16 protein-coding genes are annotated in these 16164 nt (G+C 55.2%); 8 read left to right on the top strand and 8 right to left on the bottom strand.

Annotated features, from left to right (window positions below):
- Window positions 1–15: 15 nt before the first annotated feature.
- The 5 genes from iscA to trmJ all read right to left on the bottom strand — a co-directional run bounded on the left by iscA (window position 16) and on the right by trmJ (window position 3618).
- Window positions 16–339 (bottom strand): iron-sulfur cluster assembly protein IscA, encoded by a 324-nt coding sequence (iscA, locus tag C2U53_RS28980; RefSeq protein WP_003037681.1) that lies wholly within the window; start codon window positions 337–339, stop codon window positions 16–18.
- Between the two features lie 19 nt (window positions 340–358).
- A complete protein-coding gene (gene iscU, locus C2U53_RS28985) occupies window positions 359–745 on the bottom strand; it encodes a Fe-S cluster assembly scaffold IscU (RefSeq protein ID WP_002913991.1) in 387 nt (128 codons plus the stop codon).
- A gap of 25 nt (window positions 746–770) precedes the next feature.
- On the bottom strand, window positions 771–1985 hold the full coding sequence (gene iscS, locus C2U53_RS28990) for a cysteine desulfurase (protein ID WP_042999818.1): 1215 nt from the start codon (window positions 1983–1985) through the stop codon (window positions 771–773).
- Between the two features lie 236 nt (window positions 1986–2221).
- On the bottom strand, window positions 2222–2713 hold the full coding sequence (iscR, locus tag C2U53_RS28995) for a Fe-S cluster assembly transcriptional regulator IscR (protein ID WP_042317591.1): 492 nt from the start codon (window positions 2711–2713) through the stop codon (window positions 2222–2224).
- Between the two features lie 173 nt (window positions 2714–2886).
- Window positions 2887–3618, bottom strand: a complete 732-nt coding sequence (gene trmJ, locus C2U53_RS29000) for a tRNA (cytosine(32)/uridine(32)-2'-O)-methyltransferase TrmJ (protein ID WP_042999817.1) — start codon at window positions 3616–3618, stop codon at window positions 2887–2889.
- 118 nt (window positions 3619–3736) lie between these two features.
- On the opposite strand from trmJ, the gene suhB reads away from it, so the two are divergent.
- Entirely contained in the window at window positions 3737–4540 is an 804-nt protein-coding gene (gene suhB, locus C2U53_RS29005) for an inositol-1-monophosphatase (RefSeq protein ID WP_104446835.1), read from the top strand.
- A gap of 83 nt (window positions 4541–4623) precedes the next feature.
- Here the strand turns inward: suhB and C2U53_RS29010 are convergent, their stop codons facing one another.
- Together C2U53_RS29010 and C2U53_RS29015 are read right to left on the bottom strand one after the other, a co-directional pair.
- Window positions 4624–5604, bottom strand: a complete 981-nt coding sequence (locus C2U53_RS29010) for a nickel/cobalt transporter (protein ID WP_042999815.1) — start codon at window positions 5602–5604, stop codon at window positions 4624–4626.
- Window positions 5595–6224: a DUF1007 family protein gene (locus tag C2U53_RS29015; RefSeq protein WP_042999814.1), complete on the bottom strand. Its 630-nt coding sequence runs from the start codon at window positions 6222–6224 to the stop codon at window positions 5595–5597. The genes C2U53_RS29010 and C2U53_RS29015 overlap by 10 nt, the downstream gene beginning before the upstream one ends.
- 428 nt (window positions 6225–6652) lie before the next feature.
- Here C2U53_RS29015 and C2U53_RS29020 point away from each other — a divergent pair, with 428 nt between their 5' ends.
- From C2U53_RS29020 to csiE, 7 genes are all read left to right on the top strand, one after another.
- Window positions 6653–7636, top strand: a complete 984-nt coding sequence (locus C2U53_RS29020) for an autoinducer 2 ABC transporter substrate-binding protein (RefSeq protein WP_042999813.1) — start codon at window positions 6653–6655, stop codon at window positions 7634–7636.
- 103 nt (window positions 7637–7739) lie between these two features.
- Window positions 7740–9248 carry a sugar ABC transporter ATP-binding protein gene (locus C2U53_RS29025; protein WP_042999812.1) on the top strand — a complete coding sequence of 503 codons (1509 nt, stop codon included), beginning with the start codon at window positions 7740–7742 and terminating at the stop codon, window positions 9246–9248.
- Window positions 9241–10230: an ABC transporter permease gene (locus tag C2U53_RS29030; protein WP_042999811.1), complete on the top strand. Its 990-nt coding sequence runs from the start codon at window positions 9241–9243 to the stop codon at window positions 10228–10230. The genes C2U53_RS29025 and C2U53_RS29030 overlap by 8 nt, the downstream gene beginning before the upstream one ends.
- 1 nt (window position 10231) lies before the next feature.
- The gene (locus tag C2U53_RS29035) at window positions 10232–11185 is read left to right on the top strand and encodes an ABC transporter permease (RefSeq protein WP_042999810.1); all 954 of its coding nucleotides are present in this window, start codon (window positions 10232–10234) and stop codon (window positions 11183–11185) included.
- A gap of 16 nt (window positions 11186–11201) precedes the next feature.
- Window positions 11202–12839 (top strand): FGGY-family carbohydrate kinase, encoded by a 1638-nt coding sequence (locus C2U53_RS29040; RefSeq protein WP_042999809.1) that lies wholly within the window; start codon window positions 11202–11204, stop codon window positions 12837–12839.
- Window positions 12836–13435 (top strand): SIS domain-containing protein, encoded by a 600-nt coding sequence (locus C2U53_RS29045; protein WP_042999808.1) that lies wholly within the window; start codon window positions 12836–12838, stop codon window positions 13433–13435. The genes C2U53_RS29040 and C2U53_RS29045 overlap by 4 nt, the downstream gene beginning before the upstream one ends.
- A gap of 234 nt (window positions 13436–13669) precedes the next feature.
- Entirely contained in the window at window positions 13670–14950 is a 1281-nt protein-coding gene (csiE, locus tag C2U53_RS29050; RefSeq protein ID WP_042999807.1) for a stationary phase inducible protein CsiE, read from the top strand.
- Here csiE and C2U53_RS29055 read toward each other — a convergent pair.
- The gene (locus C2U53_RS29055) at window positions 14942–16081 is read right to left on the bottom strand and encodes a 3-phenylpropionate MFS transporter (RefSeq protein ID WP_042999806.1); all 1140 of its coding nucleotides are present in this window, start codon (window positions 16079–16081) and stop codon (window positions 14942–14944) included. The genes csiE and C2U53_RS29055 overlap by 9 nt on opposite strands.
- Window positions 16082–16164: the final 83 nt, after the last annotated feature.

Consider the following 16164-nt stretch of genomic DNA (forward strand, 5'->3'; position numbering starts at 1 on the left):
TTCGGATGACGCGCGTTACACGTGGAAGCTTTCGCCGCAACCACACTCGTCTTTCACGTTCGGGTTTGTGAACTTGAACCCTTCGTTCAGACCTTCTTTCACGAAGTCTAACTGCGTTCCGTCCAGAAATTGCAGGCTTTTTCCGTCGACCACAACCTTAACGCCTTTGTCTTCAAACACGGTGTCTTCTGCCGCCGGTTCATCAACAAATTCCAGTACATACGCCATACCTGAGCAGCCGGAGGTTCTCACGCCCAGACGCAGGCCAAACCCTTTACCACGGTTCGCCAGGAAGGTATTTACTCGCGCTGCTGCACTGTCGCTAAGTGTAATCGACATAATAAAACCTCAACTCTTCTTATTTTGCTTCACGTTTGCTTTTGTAGTCCGCAATGGCGGCTTTGATCGCGTCTTCTGCCAGAATAGAACAGTGAATTTTCACTGGCGGCAGCTCAAGCTCATCGGCAATATCGGTATTTTTGATCGCCTGTGCTTCGTCCAGTGATTTCCCTTTCACCCATTCGGTAACCAGGGAGCTGGAGGCGATAGCGGAACCGCAGCCGTAAGTCTTGAAACGCGCGTCTTCAATGATACCTTCATTGTTAACTTTGATCTGCAACTTCATCACGTCGCCACAGGCTGGTGCACCCACCATGCCGCTACCCACGTTCTCGTCGCTGTTGTCAAAAGAGCCCACGTTACGTGGATTCTCGTAATGATCGATTACTTTTTCGCTGTAAGCCATGATGAATTCTCCTTATCGATACCGATTAATGATGTGACCATTCGATGCTGTTCAGATCCACGCCCTGCTTGTGCATTTCCCACAGCGGAGAAAGGTCACGCAGACGGCCGATAGATTTACGAACCAGTTCGATGGTGTAATCAATCTCTTCTTCGGTAGTAAAACGACCTAAAGAGAAACGAATAGAGCTATGTGCCAGCTCGTCGGTCATTCCCAGTGCGCGCAGCACGTAGGAAGGCTCGAGGCTCGCAGAGGTACAGGCAGAACCGGAAGAGACCGCGAGGTCTTTCAGCGCCATGATCAGCGACTCGCCTTCAACGTAGTTAAAGCTGACGTTGAGGATGTTTGGTGCGCCCTGCTCAAGGTCACCGTTCAGGTAGACTTCTTCCATATCTTTCACGCCGTTCCACAGACGGTTACGCAGACCGCGCAGACGCGCCATCTCGGTTTCCATCTCTTCTTTCGCGATGCGATAGGCTTCGCCCATACCGACGATCTGGTGGACAGGCAGCGTACCGGAACGCATGCCACGCTCGTGACCGCCGCCGTGCATCTGTGCCTCAATGCGAATACGCGGTTTACGACGAACGTACAGCGCGCCGATCCCTTTCGGGCCATAAATTTTGTGACCGGAGAAGGACATCAGGTCAACTTTCAACTGGCTCAGATCGATAGGCAGTTTGCCCACGCTCTGGGTGGCGTCAACATGATAGATGATGCCGCGAGCACGGCACATTTCGCCGATAGTCGCGATATCCTGTACCACGCCGATTTCGTTATTCACGTGCATGATGGAAACCAGGATGGTGTCGTCACGCATCGCCGCTTCCAGTTCTTTGAGATCGATAATCCCGTTGCTCTGCGGCGCCAGGTAGGTCACTTCAAACCCTTCACGCTCCAACTGACGGCAGGTATCCAGTACCGCTTTGTGCTCGGTTTTACTGGTGATAATGTGCTTGCCTTTTTTCTGATAAAAGTTGGCTGCACCTTTGATCGCCAGGTTGTCGGATTCAGTCGCACCGGAAGTAAAGACGATTTCACGCGGATCGGCACCCACCAGATCGGCAATCTGATTACGGGCGATATCAACCGCCTCTTCAGCCTGCCAGCCGAAACGGTGTGAACGGGAGGCCGGGTTACCAAAGGTTCCGTCCAGTGTCAGGAACTGCATCATTTTCTCGGCAACACGCGGGTCCACCGGCGTGGTTGCGGAGTAGTCGAGATAAATCGGTAATTTCATTGCTCTATAAACTCCGTACATCGCTTCAATGCAAGGAGTCAGGCAACCGGCTGGATGTACGACCGTGTTAACGGAGCGCAAACGCTCCGGCCTGACTCGAAAATCTTCTTATCGTTAACCTAACTGTTTCGCGTTTCAGCAAGGCGGTAAACATGCAAATCCCCGAGAGCTTACAAAAGTAAGCGGGGTGAACATGTGCAGCCAACGCAGATGCAACCCGAAACAGGACGGTTAAATTAAGCGCGTAACTTAACGTCAATCGCGTCTTGTGCACGATTTGTGCGTGGAGCGTCGTGGCTGTGCTGGCGACCAGACACATCCAGGACTTCCTGGTTATTCACCAGTTCACCTAACGTAATGTTGTTGAGGAAACCGGTCAGACGGTCGCTCAGATCGCGCCACAGCGCGTGGGTCAGGCATTTATCGCCGCCCTGACAACCGCCTTTGCCCTGACAACGTGTCGCATCTACCGACTCGTCAACAGCGCTAATCACTTCACCGACTGCAATACTGCCGGCATCTTTACCCAGCAGATAACCACCGCCTGGCCCACGTACACTGGACACCAGACCATTTTTACGCAAACGGGAGAACAGCTGTTCCAGATAAGAAAGGGAAATTCCCTGACGTTCAGAAATATCAGCCAACGGTACCGGGCCCGCTTCGGAGTTGAGCGCAACGTCCAACATTGCGGTCACGGCATAACGCCCTTTAGATGTCAGTCTCATGTCTTACTTAGCCTCAAACTCGCCCCTGCCCGGGGTTTTTTATTGTAAAATGGGGGTATTGCATAGCAGGGCCAAGTCTGACATTCCCGACTAAATCAGTCAACTATTTACTTGACTGTTTTAGTCAGGTATTTAACCTTCAGTGCCATTTTGCTTTGCCGGATGGCTTGCACTTACTTGTCTTTATTCTGCTGCTCAATAGAAGCAAGCATTCCACGCAGAATATTCAGCTCCTGGCTCTCCGGACGCGCACGCGTAAACAGACGGCGCAACTTGTTCATCACTTGTCCCGGATGGTTTTCACGGATAAACCCCGTCGACAGCAACGTCTGCTCAAGGTGACCGTAAAACCGCTCCAGATCGTCTACCAGCGGGTACGGTGCTTCTTCATGCACGACCGCATCAGGATTTTGCTGCGTCGCCAGCCAGGCCATGCGCACTTCATACGCGATGACCTGTACCGCCATTGCCAGGTTCAGCGAACTGTATTCCGGGTTCGCCGCAATCGCGACATGGTAATGGCATTTTTGCAGTTCGTCATTGGTCAGCCCAACGCGTTCACGACCAAACACCAGCGCCACGGGGGTATTTGCCGCTTCCGCTACGCTTTTTAAACCGCATTCACGCGGGTCAAGCATCGGCCACGGCAGCGTACGCGAACGTGCACTGGTCCCGACCACCAGGCTGCATCCGGCCAGCGCTTCATCGAGGGTATCGACGATCTGCGCGTTGCCGATCACGTCACTGGCCCCTGCCGCCAGAGCGATGGCCTGGGAGTCAGGTTTCACGAGCGGGTTAACCAGCCACAGGTTGGTTAACCCCATTGTTTTCATGGCGCGGGCAACAGAGCCCATATTGCCGGTGTGAGACGTTTCCACCAGCACGATTCGAATATTTTGCAGCATTGTCTTTCTTCAGCTAAAGATTATTCAGCCATATTATCATAAATCGAAGACATATTCCGATCTCGCTGCTATACTCTGCGCCGTTTTCCCGTTCTTTAACATCCAGTGAGAGAGACCGATGCATCCGATGCTGACCATCGCCGTGCGCGCAGCGCGCAAGGCGGGTAATGTAATTGCCAAACACTACGAAACGCCTGACTCAGTAGAAACCAGCCAGAAAGGCAGCAATGATTTCGTGACCAACGTCGATAAAGCCGCTGAAGCGATTATTATCGAAACGATCCGCAAATCTTACCCGCAGCACACCATCATCACCGAAGAAAGCGGTGAACATGAAGGTACCGATCAGGATGTTCAATGGGTTATCGATCCACTGGATGGCACCACCAACTTCGTAAAACGTCTGCCGCACTTCGCGGTTTCCATCGCCGTACGTATTAAAGGCCGCACTGAAGTCGCTGTGGTTTACGATCCGATGCGTAATGAACTGTTCACCGCAACCCGCGGTCAGGGCGCACAGCTGAATGGTTACCGTCTGCGCGGCAGCAATGCGCGTGACCTGGACGGCACTATTATCGCGACCGGCTTCCCGTTCAAAGCCAAACAGCACGCCACCTCTTACATGAATATCCTCGGCAAAATGTTTACCGAGTGTGCTGACTTCCGTCGCACCGGTTCTGCTGCGCTGGATCTGGCCTATGTTGCCGCTGCGCGCGTTGACGGTTATTTCGAAATTGGTCTGCGTCCGTGGGATTTCGCCGCGGGTGAACTGATCGCCCGTGAAGCTGGCGCCCTGGTCTGCGACTTTACCGGTGGTCACAACTACATAACGACCGGCAACATCGTGGCGGGTAACCCGCGCGTGGTTAAAGCGATGCTGGCGAATATGCGTGACGAACTGAGCGACGCGCTGAAGCGTTAATCTCAGTACTGCCCGGTGGCGCTAACGCTTACCGGGCCTACACGAACAGTAGGCCAAATAAGCGCTAACGCCATCCGGCAAAATCAAAACGGTCTTAATCCCCTTCCCACTGGCACTGCACTCACCCACATCACTCCTGCTGCCACCACTAATATCGCGCCACCGGCTAACGCCAGCGTTAACCAACCGACCTGCCGCCATAGTACCGGTGCATGATTGCTGCTCAACCTGACTGCCAGCGTACGAAAACTGTGCACCAGCAGCGCCAGAGAGGTAATCGTCAGCGACGTTCCCGCCGCCATTGCCAGCGCCGAGACTATTCCCCAGCCAAAGACGCCGATGACTTTGCTGAACAGCAGTACCATGATCGCCCCGGAACAGGGACGCATCCCCATCGACAGAATAATCATTAGCCGCGCGCGCCAGTCATCATCGCGGTGGATCTGCTCCGGATTCGGCATGTGCTGATGCCCGCAACCACAGTTTTCATGGTGCACATGGTGTGGCGTGAAGGCGATAAACCTGGGTTTGCGCAGCAGCGCATGCAGTTTCTTCAGCGCCCGCCAGCAGAGCAAAACGCCCAGAATCCCCACCAGCGCATAGCTCCCCTTCTCCAGCCAGAAACCGCTCAGATGTAACTGTCTCGCCGGCAGTTGCAGGATGCTGAGCACGACCACGACCAGCCCGATTGCCACCAGCCCCTGCAATAACGAAGAAGCCAGCGTCAGCCCGATGCTCGACTTAAGCTTTGAAGGATGGGTCGCCAGCCAGGTGGTGATCACGACCTTTCCATGCCCCGGTCCCAGTGCGTGCAGCACACCATATAAAAAGCTAAACAGCAGCAATGACCCACCCGCCTGGGCTGGACTGGCGGCAACGGCCTTCAGCAATACGCTCATCTGCTGATTCACCTCCCGTTGCCAGACAATACTTTTGATCATCACCTGCGGCCAGGCGTACCACAGCCAGACACCACCGATCGCTGCAATCAGCAAAAACAGCGCCAGCGGCCACAGCGACAGCCAACGCCGTGCGCGAATGCGGGTTGTGGATATTACTGACATGAGACCGTCACCGTCTGTGCAAATTGTTTCCCCAGTTCCATATCCTCCGGAGGCGCGTCTTCTTTATCCAGCGACTGGGCAAAGCTGAGCGATTCTTCGCTCGGCGTCGGTGTGTTCACGGCGATTTCACATTGCTCACGCAACGCCGACGATAGCGTTGCATCGTTATCTTCTTCGTAGCTCATATCGACATAATAAGAGGGATCAAAGGTCGAGAAGGTGTAACGCTGCCCGCTCAATGGTTGCGGTTCGGCAAGCGGCAGCACAAAGGTGAGCACGGCCTGATGCTCAACACGCTCCATGCTATATTCCGTGGGGCGGTTCTTAAATTTAACGCGCCGCCCGTTGTGCCACATTTCGGTAAAGTAATGCTGTCCCAGCACATTCGCCATCACTTCCGCCGCCAGCTTCTTCCAGATTTCAGAACCCGGTTGAGCGTCGCCCGCATCATAAAGCAGATCGGCAGAGGTCAGTTCATCCATTGTCCAGCGCATCTTCAGCGCCACAAAAGTCCCGTTATCGCCGATCACTTCCGTTTTCAGACGAATAAAACTGTGAGGATGTGCACTCACCGTAGACGTCAAAAATGCGAGTAATACCAGCAAAGCGCCGCGTATCATGAATGGTATCAACTCCCCACAAAAACAGGACGGGCCACGCGAGTCACGATCGTCGTGGCAGGATTGTCCGTGAGAATAACATTGAAATGAGGAATGTTGGGCGCTGATTTCTGGACTCGATTCAGTTCTCAGATTTGCGATTTCGTCGCTGAGGGCGGTACGCCTGCTGCGGTTATTTTCTGTGTGCAATAGCCAATTTGATAATTAATTGTAAAAATAAATAAGCATTTTTCGATAATTATTAACAACTAAATTAACCAAAAAAGCATTTCAATCGTTCAAATTAACTATAATTTAACCATAAAACACCCATAAATTAACAAAAATGGGCATTTATCACATTTATGAAACTTGAGATTCATTACCTCTTCCCTTCGTTGATAACCTCCTGTTCGTGACATGCCCCGGTCCCTACAAAAGGTACAACTATGAAATTCAAACTCGCATTACTCAGTGCAACCCTGGTTTCTGCATGCATGTTGTCCGGCCCGTCCTTTGCGGCAGAAAAATATGAAATCGCTGTGGTTGCTAAAGTCACCGGTATTCCGTGGTTTAACCGTATGGAAACCGGCGTGAATGAAGCCGCGAAGAAACTGGATGTGAATGCTTACCAGACTGGCCCTTCCACACCGGATCCGGCTCAGCAGGTAAAAGTGATTGAAGATCTCATTGCCAAGAACGTTAACGCGATCATTGTGGTACCTAATGACGCCAAGGTGCTTGAGCCCGTGCTTAAAAAAGCGCGCGATAAGGGTATTGTCGTCCTGACTCACGAATCGCCAGATCAGCAAATCGGCCAGTGGGATATCGAAACGATCGACAGCGAGAAGTACGCGCAGGCTAACGTTGACGAGCTGGCGAAGGATATGGGCGGTAAAGGCGGCTATGCCATTTACGTCGGCTCGCTGACCGTGCCGTTGCACAACGCCTGGGCCGATTACGCCATCAAGTACCAGAAAGAAAAATACCCGGAGATGTTTGAAGTCACCACTCGTCTGCCGGTGGCTGAGAGCATCGACAAATCCTACTCCACGACGCTGGACCTGATGAAAACCTATCCGCAGATGAAGGGCATCATTGGCTTCGGTTCGCTGGGTCCGATTGGTGCCGGTCAGGCAGTACAGAAAAAACGCGCGAAAGATAAAATTGCCGTGGTGGGGATTGCAATGCCCGCACAGGCAGCGCCTTATCTGATGCGTGGCGACATCAAAAAAGCGATGCTGTGGGATCCAAAAGATGCCGGCTACGCGCTGGTGACCGTGGCAGATCAGTTGCTGCAGGGCAAAGAGGTCACGCCAGATCTCACCATTGAAGGATTAGGGAAAGCCGATGTCGACATGGAGAAGAAAGTGATCCGCTTTAACAAGATCCTCGAAGTCACCAAAGACAACGCGCAATCACTCGGTTTCTAAGGCTCCAGCCACCACCAGGGAAACCTAACGCCGACCGTCTGGTCGGCGCTATCAACAGGCTTAACACTCTGCGCCCGTCAGGGCGCTCGCAGGGGTATTGTCCATGACAGACACCACCGCATTTATCACTCTTGAGAATATCAGCAAGCAATTCCCGGGCGTGCTGGCGCTGGATAATGTGAATCTGACGCTGAAAAAAGGCGAAGTTCACTGTCTGGCAGGACAGAACGGTTGCGGTAAAAGCACCATTATTAAAGTGATTTCCGGAGTCTATCAGCCGGAAAAAGGAGCGCAGATCCTGCTGGATGGCAAACTGTTTCACCAGTTGTCACCACAGCTCTCTTCGCATTACGGCATCCAGGTTATCTATCAGGATTTATCCCTCTTTCCTAACTTCAGCGTGGCGGAGAATATTGCCGTCAACCGCTACCTGCCCGGCGGCGACATCTGGGTGCGGCGCGGTACGATGAAGCAACAGGCGCTGGCGGCAATGAAGCGGATTGGCGTCAGCATCGATCCCGATAAAAAAGTGGAAAAACTCTCCATTGCCGACCGTCAGCTCGTCGCGATTTGTCGCGCCATTGCCGCCGACGCGCGTCTGGTGATTATGGACGAACCCACCGCTTCCCTGACGCGCCAGGAGGTCAACGGCCTGCTGCGCGTGGTCAACGAACTGAAAGCCGACGGGATTTGCGTGGTGTTCGTCAGCCACCGTCTCGATGAGGTGATGGAAGTGGCGGACCGCATCAGCGTAATGCGCGACGGCAAACTGGTGGGGACGTATCCCGCCAGCGAACTCGACAGCCATGAACTGGCATTCCTGATGACCGGTCAACGCTTCCACTACAGTCCGCTGCCGGAAAAACCGCCGGTTGAGCAGGAGCCAATGCTGGAACTGCGCAACCTGAGCCGCAAAGGAAAATATCAGGACATCAACCTGTCGCTGCGCAGCGGTGAGATCGTGTCAATTGTCGGCCTGCTTGGTGCAGGGCGCACCGAGCTCTGCCTGAGTCTGTTTGGCATGACGCATCCGGACAGCGGGCAAATTCGCATTAACGGGAAACCGGTTCAACTGCGCAACAACCATGACGCAATCAGACACGGGATCGGCTATGTCTCGGAAGATCGCCTGACCCAGGGGCTGATCATGGAACAGTCGATCTACGACAACACGATTGTCACGGTCTTTGACAAACTGCATACCCGCAGCGGCCTGCTCGATCACGGTAAAGCCAAAACGCTGGTCGCCGATCTGATCCGTGAACTGAACATTAAGGTTTCCGATCCGCAGTTGCCGGTCAAAACGCTCTCCGGCGGCAACGCCCAGCGTATCGCCATCGCCAAATGGGTGGCGACCCAACCGCATATCCTGATCCTGGACTCCCCAACGGTGGGGGTTGATATCGCCAACAAAGAGGGGATCTACCAGATCGCCCGCAATCTAGCGGAACAAGGCATGGCGGTGCTGATGATTTGCGATGAGATCCCGGAAGCGTATTACAACAGCCACCGCGTACTGGTCATGCGTCGCGGAAAGCTGGTTGCCGAGTTTAATCCGCATCGCTGTCGTGAAGAAGACATTGCAGAGGTGGTCGAGGTCATCCATGAATAACTTTCATCTCTCCCGTTTAATCGGGCACCATGAATTCTGGCTGGGCCTGCTGGTGATTGCGCTTGCCGTTGGGCTGAGCATCAGCACTGACGAGTTCCTGTCACTCGGTAATCTGACGGACGTCGCCACCAGCTACGCCATTCTCGGTATTCTCGCCTGCGGGCTGTTTGTCGTGCTGATCTCCGGCGGAATCGATATTTCGTTCCCGGCGATGACGGCGATAGCGCAGTACGCGATGGCAAGCTGGGTGATCGCCCACGGCGGCAACTTTCTGCTGGCGCTGACCATCGCCATCGCCGTCGGGTTATTGCTCGGGCTGATTAACGGCTTCCTGGTCTACTGGCTGCGCGTGCCCGCTATCATCATCACCATCGCCACGCTTAACGTCTATTACGGTCTGCTGGTTTACGCCACCAAAGGCACCTGGCTGTACGGCTTCCCGGACTGGTTCATGAACGGTATCAACTGGTTCTCGTTCACCGCGGCAGATGGCTATGACTACGGTATTACCCTGCCGTTACTGTGTCTGGCGGCAGTGATCGTCTTCACCGCTATCCTGATGAACTACACCCGTCTCGGTCGCCAGATTTACGCGATGGGCGGTAACCGTGACGCCGCCTCCCGCCTCGGGCTGAATCTGTTGAAACTGCATTTCTATGTCTACGGCTACATGGGTATTCTGGCCGGCGTCGCCGCCGTCGTGCAGGCGCAGATCACCCAGTCCGTAGCGCCAAACTCGCTGCTCGGTTTTGAGCTGACGGTGCTGGCGGCGGTGGTGCTCGGCGGCACCAGCATGAGCGGCGGTCGGGGCACATTGACCGGAACGCTGCTGGGGGTGATTCTGCTGGCCTTTTTGCAAAACGGTCTGACGCTACTCAGCGTCTCCTCGTACTGGCACACCGTTTTCAGCGGCATCATTATCCTGGTCAGCATCAGCACCACCGCGTGGAACGAAAAACGCAAACTGGCAAGGGAGCTTTGAGATGAAAGCGTTCGCAAGAGTATTACCCGGTGATGCCATCATCCGCCTGCAGTGCGTGATTATTATCGTCGTCGCCGTCGTCTTCTCAGCGCTGTTGGGCACTCGCTTTTTCAGCGTCGCAAACTTCCAGTCCATCGGCTCACAGTTACCGATCCTCGGCATGCTGGCGCTGGGAATGGGGATGACCATGCTGACGGGCGGCATTAACCTGTCGATTATTGCCGGTGCCAACGCCTGTTCGCTGGTGATGGCGGCGGTCATCGTCAGCCATCCGGACAACCCGTTGTTCCTCGCACTGGCGCTGCTGGCCGGTGCAGCGGTCGCCGTGGCGATAGGGACACTGAACGGCGCGCTGATCGCCTGGGTTGGCGTGTCACCGATCCTCGCCACGCTCGGCACCATGACGCTGATCTCTGGGCTGAACATTTTGCTCTCTAACGGCACGGTGATTTCTGGCTTCCCGGCAGCAATTCAGTACCTCGGCAACGCCACCCTCGCAGGTATTCCCGTGGCTCTGCTGCTGTTCATCGTGGTTGCGGTGCTGCTGTGGGTATTGCTGGAACACACCACGCTCGGGCGTAGTCTTTATCTGATGGGGTCCAACGAACAGGCGACCCGCTACAGCGGCGTGAATACCGTTCGGGTGCAGATTTCCGTCTACGTCATTTCCGCCCTGCTCGGCTGGGTGGCCGCAATCTTAATGATGGCGAAATTCAACTCGGCGAAGGCCGGATACGGTGAGTCTTATCTGCTGGTCACTATTCTCGCCTCGGTGCTGGGCGGCATCAATCCGGACGGCGGATTTGGCCGTATCATCGGCCTGGTGCTGGCGCTGATTGTGCTGCAAATGCTGGAAAGCGGCTTTAACTTGCTGGGGATCAGTAGCTATCTGACGATGGCGCTTTGGGGCGCGGTACTCATCCTCTTTATCGCATTACAGAATCGTAGAGCCTGATTTCAGGAGAAAAATTATGGCGAGTTACTTTATTGGTGTGGATGTAGGAACCGGCAGCGCTCGCGCAGGGGTGTTTGATCTCAACGGCAGAATGGTCGGCCAGGCCACTCGCGCGATTGAAATTTACCGCCCGCAGGCCGATTTCGTCGAGCAGTCGTCCGATAACATCTGGCAGGCTGTCTGCAACGCGGTTCGTGATGCCATTAATCAGTCCGATATCAACCCCATTCAGGTGAAAGGGTTGGGATTTGACGCCACCTGTTCGCTGGTGGTGCTGGATAAGGAGGGCAAACCGCTGACCATCAGCCCTTCCGGGCGCAGCGAGCAAAACATCATCGTGTGGATGGATCACCGCGCCATCACCCAGGCCGAGCGCATCAACGCGATGCACCATCGGGTGCTGGACTACGTAGGCGGGATCATCTCCCCGGAAATGCAAACGCCGAAACTGCTGTGGCTGAAACAACATATGCCTAACACCTGGGCCAACGCGGGCTACTATTTTGATTTACCCGACTTCCTGACCTGGCGCGCCACCGGCGACGACACGCGTTCACTGTGTTCCACGGTGTGCAAATGGACCTACATGGGCCATGAAGACAAGTGGGATGCCAGCTACTTCCGGGAGATCGGACTGGAAGATCTGCTGGAACACGATGCGGCAAAAATTGGTCGCTATGTGAAAACGATGGGCGAACCGCTTGGTCACGGGCTGACTCAGCGCGCCGCCAGTGAAATGGGGTTGATTCCAGGCACTGCCGTCAGCGTGTCGATCATTGATGCCCATGCGGGTACCCTCGGCACGCTTGGCGCCTGCGGTGTCTCTGGCGAAGTCGCTGACTTTGACCGTCGCGTTGCCCTGATTGGTGGAACCTCTACCGGGCACATGGCGATCTCAAAAGAGCCTCGCTTTATTGGCGGCGTCTGGGGTCCTTACTATTCCGCCGTGTTGCCGGAATACTGGCTCAATGAAGGCGGACAGTCCGCGACCGGCGCGCTGATCGACCACATTATTCAGTCGCACCCTTGTTACGATACGCTGCTGGCGCAAGCCAAAGCGCAGGGGCAAACCATTTATGAAGTGCTGAACGCTCTGCTGCGTAAAATGGCAGGCGAGCCGGAGAATATCGCCTTCCTGACCCGTGATATTCATATCCTGCCCTACTTCCACGGCAACCGTTCACCGCGCGCCAATCCGACGCTGACCGGGGCGATCAGTGGGCTGAAGCTTTCCCGCACGCCGGAAGACATGGCGCTGCACTATCTGGCAACCATTCAGGCCATCGCGTTGGGTACGCGTCACATCATTGAAACCATGAACCAGAGTGGGTACAGCATCGACACTATCATGGCCAGCGGCGGCGGCACCAAGAACCCTATCTTTGTGCAGGAACATGCCAATGCCACTGGTTGCGCCATGCTACTTCCGGAAGAGAGCGAAGCGATGCTGCTTGGTGGCGCAATGATGGGCACCATCGCCGCCGGCGTGTTCGAGACCTTCCCGGAAGCAATGTCGGCCATGAGCCGGATAGGTAAAACGGTCACCCCGCAGACCAATCGCATTAAGCAGTATTACGACCGTAAATATCAGGTGTTCCACGAGATGTATCAGGATCACATGAAGTACCGTCAGTTGATGCAGGGGGATGCATGAGTAGCCCATGGCAACAGGCCGCCGATACCTGGACCCTCTACAGTGAGGCGCTGGCCGGTCTGGGTCAGCATTTGAGCGAACCGGTCTGGAATGCATTAATGACGGAATTGCGCGAATGTCGGGGAAAAATCGTGGTCACCGGCGTCGGCACCTCTGGCATTGCGGCGCGTAAAATCGCCCACATGCTCTCCTGCGTTGAGCGCCCGGCGATCTACCTCAACGCCACCGATGCCGCGCACGGCGATCTCGGTTTTTTACGCGCTGACGATCGGATGATTTTACTCTCGCGCGGCGGTAACTCTGACGAGCTCACGCGCTTATTGCCAGGCCTTGCGGCGCGCAACGTGCCGATTATCAGCGTTACGGAAAACGCGAATTCCGCCATTGCAAAGGCCGCCCGGCTGGTGATTTCCACCGGCGTCCAGCGCGAGGCGGATCCGCTGAACATGCTGGCGACCACCTCCATCATGCTGGTGATTGCGATCTTTGATGCTGCCTGCGCCTGCCTGATGAGTGAAAGCGGCTATACCAGAGAAACGCTGCTGGCCGTGCATCCGGGTGGGGATGTCGGGTTAACCCTGCGACAGGATCGTTAATCCATTAATAACCTTTCAGCCTCGTCTCCCCTGGCGAGGCTTTTTACTGCACAATCTGAAGATAAAAACGCGGAAAATCCTAATAAAGCGCTGCGTTAAACTCTCTTACGCGGTTACACACGTGAAAAATTCTGTGACCTCTCCCTGCATTCCTGACGCAAAACATTTCATTCGTAATGGCTATGGAAAAACTTTAGCTATTCTTATCTAACATACCTAAGGGAGATCCGACAGATGATGACAACGCTTGCTCCGCCATCTGTACTTTCTGCTCCCCAGCGCCGTTGCCAGGTTTTGCTGACGCTTTTCCAGCCGGGGCAGATTGCCACCGCGGAAATGTTCAGTGCGCTAAATGGTGTCGATGATACTGTTGCCCGTGAGGATATTGTCGAAACGGGACTGGAGATCCAACGCTATCATCGACTTAGCATTAGCACTGGTCCGAATGGGTGCTACCGGATCGAAGGTACCGCGCTTAACCAACGCCTCTGCCTCTTACACTGGCTCAGACGCGGCCTGCGTTTGTGTCCGGCGTTCATTAATCAACACTTTGCCCCCGCCCTCAAAATTGAGCTAAAACAGCGGGGGATCCTGCGCACGCTGTATGACGATACCAATCTGCATGCGCTGATTAACCTTTGTGCGCGTCGTCTGCAAAAGCCGTTCGAGTGCCGGGACATCCAGTTCCTGCGCCTCTATCTGCAATATTGTCTGTTGCAACATCATGCGGGGATCTCGCCGGAATTCAATCCCGTCCAGCAGCGCTGGGCGCAGTCCTGCGCCGAATACGCGTTAGCGCAGGAGATTGGCCGTCACTGGCAGCGTCGTGTCCGGCAGGATGCGCCATTAACGGAATCGCTGTTTATGGCGCTGCTGTTTTCGATGGTCCGCATCCCGGACCCGATTCGCGATAACCATCAGCAGAACCGGCGGTTGCGTCTGGCGATCGCCCGCCTGATCCTGCGTTTTCGCGAAATGGGCGCGGTGCGTTTTAACGACGAGCAGGGGCTAAACGATCAGCTCTATATCCATCTGTCCCAGGCGCTGAACCGCTGCCTGTTTTCGATTGGCATCGATAACACCTTGCCGGAAGAGTTCGCCCGCCTCTATCCGCGTCTGATGCGTACCACCCGCGATGCGTTACGCGGGTTTGAAGAAGAGTATGCCGTTGAGTTTTCTGAAGAAGAGACGGGACTGGTGGCGGTGATTTTTGGCGCATGGCTGATGCAGGATAATGACCTGCATGAGAAACAGGTCGTCTTACTGACCGGTGATAATCCGCAACTGGAGCAGCAGATAGAACAACAACTGCGTGAACTGACGCTACTGCCGCTGAACATCAAGCCATTGCCGATGCGAACTTTCCAGCAGGAAGGCTCACCGCGCGGCGTGGCGCTGATTGTTACCCCTTACGCCACGCTGCTGCCGCTCTTTTCACCCCCGTTGATTCATGCGGATCAGGCGCTAACGCCACATCAGCAGCAGCAGATCCGCAAGATGCTGGAATCAGGCTGAAGCGGCCACTTTTGGCCGCAGTACCATAGCCGGCAACGCCACCAGCGCCATCACCCAGAAGACGCCGTTGCCCAGATTCTGGTACAGGAAGCCAGCAAACACGGTCATGATGGCAATGCTGCCGCCCATCGCCACAGCAGAATAGACCGCCTGCAGACGAATGACTTCGCTTCCCTGACGCGCCGCAATATAACGCATCGCCGCCAGGTGGCAGACGGTAAAGGTGCCACAATGGAGGATCTGCACCACAATCAGCCACGGCAGCGCCGTCGTCCAGCCCATCAGTCCCCAGCGAATCACACCACAGATGGCGGAGAGCAGTAACAGATCGCGGGCGCTAAAGCGGCGGAACAGCTTATTGCTCAGGGCGAAGATAATCACTTCTGCCACCACGCCGAGCGACCAGAGATAGCCGACCGCCGACGCGGAATACCCCGCCCCCTGCCAGTAAATAGCGCTAAAACCGTAGTAGGCGGCATGCGCCCCCTGCAACAGACAGACGCAGGCCAGAAAGCGCCAGCTTTGTGTGACCAGCGAACGCCAGGCGGGCCAGCCAGCGCTCTCCTGGTGACGGTTTTCCCCTTTGGGCAACACGCTGGGTCGAATCAGCATTCCCAGCAACATTGAGGCGACACCCAGCGTAAGCAGCGCCAGAATCGCCCGGTAATCAAACAGGCTGACCAGTTTGCCGGTTAGCGCCGAACCAATCACAAACGCGACCGATCCCCACAGACGCACCCGTCCATAATCCATGGTGATCTGCTTTTGCCAGGTATTCGCCAGCGCGTCCGTGAGCGGCACCAGCGGCGAGAAGAAGAGGTTAAAGCCGACCATCACCACCATCAGCCAGGCGACATGGGTTCCGGCCCAGAAGGCCAGCGCAAAGATCAGCGTCAGTAGCGCCAGAATGCGTAACGCGGAGATCAGCCGTGATGGATCGCTGACCCGCGGGGCAATGATCAAACTGCCAAGAAAACGGGCGACCAGACCAGCGCCCAATAAGAGGCCGATGGTCTCCGGCGTGAGGCCAAGCCCTTTAAGCCAGACGCTCCAGAAGGGAAGAAAAATCCCGTAGCTAAAAAAATAGGTGAAGTAACCGAGCGCCAGCCAGCGCGTGGAGTGCAAAGACATGATCCCCTCCCGTGTGGAGGCGATAGTCTGGCGATAAACGCAGGCTGGCGCAAGTGAACATTAACAGCAACATAACAACGTTT

Origin of the sequence: Citrobacter sp. CFNIH10, from assembly GCF_002934585.1 — a bacterium.
GTDB lineage: Bacteria > Pseudomonadota > Gammaproteobacteria > Enterobacterales > Enterobacteriaceae > Citrobacter_A > Citrobacter_A amalonaticus.

Bases quoted from the DNA above. Each gene is read 5' to 3' on its own strand.
- iscA (WP_003037681.1), bottom strand. From the start codon at position 339: ATGTCGATTACACTTAGCGACAGTGCAGCAGCGCGAGTAAATACCTTC.
- iscU (WP_002913991.1), bottom strand. From the start codon at position 745: ATGGCTTACAGCGAAAAAGTAATCGATCATTACGAGAATCCACGTAAC.
- iscS (WP_042999818.1), bottom strand. From the start codon at position 1,985: ATGAAATTACCGATTTATCTCGACTACTCCGCAACCACGCCGGTGGAC.
- iscR (WP_042317591.1), bottom strand. From the start codon at position 2,713: ATGAGACTGACATCTAAAGGGCGTTATGCCGTGACCGCAATGTTGGAC.
- trmJ (WP_042999817.1), bottom strand. From the start codon at position 3,618: ATGCTGCAAAATATTCGAATCGTGCTGGTGGAAACGTCTCACACCGGC.
- suhB (WP_104446835.1), top strand. From the start codon at position 3,737: ATGCATCCGATGCTGACCATCGCCGTGCGCGCAGCGCGCAAGGCGGGT.
- C2U53_RS29010 (WP_042999815.1), bottom strand. From the start codon at position 5,604: ATGTCAGTAATATCCACAACCCGCATTCGCGCACGGCGTTGGCTGTCG.
- C2U53_RS29015 (WP_042999814.1), bottom strand. From the start codon at position 6,224: ATGATACGCGGCGCTTTGCTGGTATTACTCGCATTTTTGACGTCTACG.
- C2U53_RS29020 (WP_042999813.1), top strand. From the start codon at position 6,653: ATGAAATTCAAACTCGCATTACTCAGTGCAACCCTGGTTTCTGCATGC.
- C2U53_RS29025 (WP_042999812.1), top strand. From the start codon at position 7,740: ATGACAGACACCACCGCATTTATCACTCTTGAGAATATCAGCAAGCAA.
- C2U53_RS29030 (WP_042999811.1), top strand. From the start codon at position 9,241: ATGAATAACTTTCATCTCTCCCGTTTAATCGGGCACCATGAATTCTGG.
- C2U53_RS29035 (WP_042999810.1), top strand. From the start codon at position 10,232: ATGAAAGCGTTCGCAAGAGTATTACCCGGTGATGCCATCATCCGCCTG.
- C2U53_RS29040 (WP_042999809.1), top strand. From the start codon at position 11,202: ATGGCGAGTTACTTTATTGGTGTGGATGTAGGAACCGGCAGCGCTCGC.
- C2U53_RS29045 (WP_042999808.1), top strand. From the start codon at position 12,836: ATGAGTAGCCCATGGCAACAGGCCGCCGATACCTGGACCCTCTACAGT.
- csiE (WP_042999807.1), top strand. From the start codon at position 13,670: ATGATGACAACGCTTGCTCCGCCATCTGTACTTTCTGCTCCCCAGCGC.
- C2U53_RS29055 (WP_042999806.1), bottom strand. From the start codon at position 16,081: ATGTCTTTGCACTCCACGCGCTGGCTGGCGCTCGGTTACTTCACCTAT.